The organism is Longimicrobium sp. (genome assembly GCF_036554565.1).
Classification (GTDB): domain Bacteria; phylum Gemmatimonadota; class Gemmatimonadetes; order Longimicrobiales; family Longimicrobiaceae; genus Longimicrobium.
The window spans coordinates 1-3,735 of the sequence record NZ_DATBNB010000095.1; the positions used below are offsets into that span (position 1 = coordinate 1).

A 3,735-nucleotide genomic window follows, 5' to 3' on the forward strand; every position below is an offset into this window, starting at 1 on the left:
CCGTGTGCGGCCACGAAAGGCCGTTGATCGTCACGACGAAGCGCTCGGGCTGGCGAGTGGCGCCTTCGCCCTGGGCGGGGAGCTGCATGCGGCCCAGGACGAACACGCGGTCAGTGGGGATGGGCCCCTCCGCCGGATCCACCACGATGGCCCCGGAAAGCTGGCTGTCGATCCCGTTCCGCGCGTCGATGGTCGCCGTATCGGACGTGCTGGCCCAGTAGTGGTACGTCCCCGGCGCACCTGCCTGAAAGCTGACGACGCGTGAGTGCCCGGGCTCCACCCGGAGGGTGTCCGCTGCGCCCGGCCGGGCGTGCAGGCCGTGCACCACGAGGGGAGACCCCGCGAGCGCTCCGTCGAGCGCGTTCCGGACGGTTACCCGCACCCGCGTACCGGATCGTACGCGAATGAGGGGACCGGGAATCCGCGGAACGCCCTCGCCTTCGGCGAACGCCGGCACCACGAGGGCGGCGGGCCGGCGGCTGCCGTCCGGGTACCATCGCCCCACCCGCGCGGTCAGGGTGACGGTGAGTCCCTCAGCGGTTGCGCGTCCCCCCGGGCTGCGGTTGTCGTTCGCACGCGCCACGGGAAGCTGGCCACGATCTGCCCGCTGCGCATGAAGCTGCTGCGGAAGGACCATCGCCGCGGCCAGGGCACACAGGAGCGCGGCTCGTCCGGTCATGGCAGGCCTTTGGGAGCAGGGGGCAAATCCTCCACATTTTACCTTTTCAATGATCAGACACGAGCGGCCGGCGCACAAGGAGCCACTCCATCTACGGAAACCGGATATCCCCTGATCAGTGTGGTTTCTGCAGCGCGCAGGAGCGCACGTGCTCACCGTCCAGGACATTCAACCGGCGAAGCGCGGACAAGACACAACCACTCATCCGGACGGGATTGGCGGCAATGCAGATGAACGTTACGTTCCGAAGAGATCCCATTCTGGCGGAATCAACCTCCTTTTCGGCCCCGGGTCCTTGCGAATTTCTCCGATCCTTCACCGACGGGTGTCGTGGGTTCGCCCTCGTGGCCGATCCTTCCTTCCCATCGCCATCGTCCTCACCATGGTGCTCGTTGCGCCCGCTGCGAGCCAGGTTCACGGCGCGGTGATCGAGCCATCCGGGCGACCTGTCTCCGGGGTGGTCGTCGTAGCGTGGGTTGGTGGCCGATCCGTGGAGAGCGTACAGACGGATGAGCAGGGGCGCTTCACCATCTCCCGCCGTCCCCAGGGATCGGAGGCTGTTTTCCTGAGCTTCCGGGGGATGGGCTATCGCACCCGAACACTGGCGCTTACCTCCCACGATTCAAGCGTCCAGGTAGTCTTGCAGGCGGCTCCCCTGGCGCTGGCTCCCGTGATCGTCTCGACCGCTCCGCGCCGCCTCTGCCCCAACGTGGAAGATCCCCGGGCACGCATGCTCTGGGAGCGCATGCGCAGCCGTTATTGGGCGGAGCAAGCGGATACCGTGTTCATCTTCGGCTTCGTCGAGGTGCGCCAGGGGACAGAAACCAGGCAGGACGTCGACCTGGCCGATACTGGACATCCCAGCCACGGCTGGACCACCGGCGCCCTGGTCACGGCCGCACCTGGGCTAATGGCGCGCTCCGGATATGCCACGCCCGCGGCTGGGGGGGCCGGTGAGCGGACGGCCTTCTGGACGTATCGAGCCCTGGACTTCGGCCAGATGATGATCAGCTTCTGCCCGCGAAGCCGGCAGCCACGGGTCGGGCAGATCGAGGGCGTCCTGACATTGTCGGGAGATACAACCTTGGCGAGGGCCCGCTGGGCGTTCCGCACCCCACGCCCGGATGAGGATGCGGGCGGCGAGGCGTCCTACTACCAACCGGAGCCCGCCACGGGACGGGCTCTGCTCGCTCACCAGACGCGGTTCTGGAGGAAGACTACCAGGGGCCGCTACTACTTCGAGGCGCGCGAGTTCGTCGATTGGCGGCGGTGGAGCCGATAGGCGCCGCCCGAGCGCGGGAGGTCAGCTCCCGCGCCGCTTCCAGCGGCTCCGGTCCGCGCGGCCACGTCAGCCACGAGCGCCGGCACGTGGAGTCTCGTGCTCGACGCGCGGGCCGAGCGGAATTCAGAAGTTGATGCCTGCCTGCACTCCCACCGCGCCCCCGCTGGCTACGGCCGGCGCGATGCGCACCGCATGCGCACGCGTCATCTTTTCGTTGTGCTCGGTGACCGAGCGCGGTGCGGTGAGGATGCTGTAGGCGGCGCCCCCGATCATAAGGCCGCTGCCCATCACGTTCACCGCATCCCAGTGCAGGTCTCCACCCTCTGGATTGTCCATGTCGAACTCCGGCGAAGTCAGGATCTGGCTGATCACGGAGCCCAGGACGAGCGTCGCCCCGGCGCCGCGGATCTGGAGGCCCAACGACGTGCGGCGCGCGTCGCCTGCGTAGAAGTTCCCCGCGGATGGCGCGATCAGCGTTCCGTACGCGAAGAGCCAGTACCCCACGTCGCCCTTCCACTGCGATTCTACCCCCTGGTTCATCAGCGCCGCCCCCGTGCCCGTCGCGACCAGGGTATGCCCCAGGGCCAGCACCTGCGCTCGAGAGCGGCTCTTGGGCCGGGGCTGGTTCGCCACGCCCGATGCCGCGGGGCCGGCGGTGTCGCGTGCGCTGAGCGCAAGGGCTTGTGCCTGTCCGCGTACGGGCGAGGCGACCAGCGCCAGGGCGAACGCGGGGAGCAGGAGGTACACACGCATGGACGATGTCTCCGGGGATGGTGGGTGGAAGGACGTTCCCGTAAACGCACCAGACCAGGCCAGCGTGACGGAGGGGACGGCCGTCCGGGCAAGGGAACCGGCGGCCGACGGTAAAGTTTCGACACGGCGGAGAGCGCCCGGCCCGTCGCGCCCATCCCTGTGCGGACTCCAGGTGCCACGCGCCAGAGCGGCATCTGGCCTTGGGTGGCAAGCGTCGACTGGGGAAGGCACCGAGCCCCAGCCGAAGTGACCGAGGCTCTTACGACGTTCGGTAAGCCGCTGATTCAGCTGCCGTCCTCGCCACACGTTTCGCTCCGCCCCCCAGATCCGTAACTGCCGCCGTTGCAGAGAACGGTTGCGCGTGAGGCGCTCACGAGAGGGGAGTCCGACACGGTTTCCGCATCACTGTCCGGGGCTCTTCCGCCGGAACCGTAGCTGCCGCCGTTATCCATGCTCGGCTTCCCTGCTTCGAGCGTCGTCGGGGTATCGGTACACGCTGGGATGAGAAGAGCAAGCGAGCAGATTACGCACAGTGATCCGATTCGCCTCATGTGAAGACCTCGTTTGGTGAAAGAGTCACGGTTGTAGCGCAAACTGTAGAGCACCGCACCGACAGCGCCAGCAATATCTAAGTCGGTGGCGTCAGGCTCCGTCCGGCCTCCGTGACTCGGCCCCGATCTCGCCGAGCAGGGTGCGCACGCGGACGTAGTCGTGCGCGGGAGCGACGCCGAGCGCGATCGCCTGCACGGTTGCCAATCGCCGGGCGTCACCCAGCAGCGTCGCGGCGTGAGCCAGGTCGATGGCGGCCGGAACGGCCTTATCCGGCGCTGCCCGGGCGATGAGCGCATAGGCACGATCCCACGCCCGCCGCGCCTTCTCGATTGCCCCCGCGTCCGCCGCGAGACCGCGCGCGGTCACCGCCCAACCGCCAAGACGTTCCTCTGCCGGCAAGCCGTCCAGGTGGCGAAGCACCCGCCGGATCGCATGGCATCCGTCCGGAGTGCGGCCTATGTCCAGCCAG

At 68.2% G+C, this 3,735-nt stretch carries 4 protein-coding genes; 1 reads left to right on the forward strand and 3 read right to left on the reverse strand.

The features are described from left to right. A partial coding sequence (locus VIB55_RS02570; protein WP_331875100.1) for a multicopper oxidase domain-containing protein occupies positions 1-679 on the reverse strand: 679 nt, incomplete at its 3' end. Between the two features lie 148 nt (positions 680-827). On the opposite strand from VIB55_RS02570, the gene VIB55_RS02575 reads away from it, so the two are divergent. Next, a complete protein-coding gene (locus tag VIB55_RS02575) occupies positions 828-1,961 on the forward strand; it encodes a carboxypeptidase regulatory-like domain-containing protein (RefSeq protein ID WP_331875101.1) in 1,134 nt (377 codons plus the stop codon). 123 nt (positions 1,962-2,084) lie between these two features. On the opposite strand, the gene VIB55_RS02580 is transcribed toward VIB55_RS02575, so the two are convergent. After that, positions 2,085-2,714, reverse strand: a complete 630-nt coding sequence (locus VIB55_RS02580) for a hypothetical protein (protein ID WP_331875102.1) — start codon at positions 2,712-2,714, stop codon at positions 2,085-2,087. A 642-nt stretch (positions 2,715-3,356) separates the two neighbouring features. Then, positions 3,357-3,735, reverse strand: a 379-nt coding sequence (locus tag VIB55_RS02585) for a hypothetical protein (RefSeq protein ID WP_331875103.1), incomplete at its 5' end; no start/stop codon positions are given.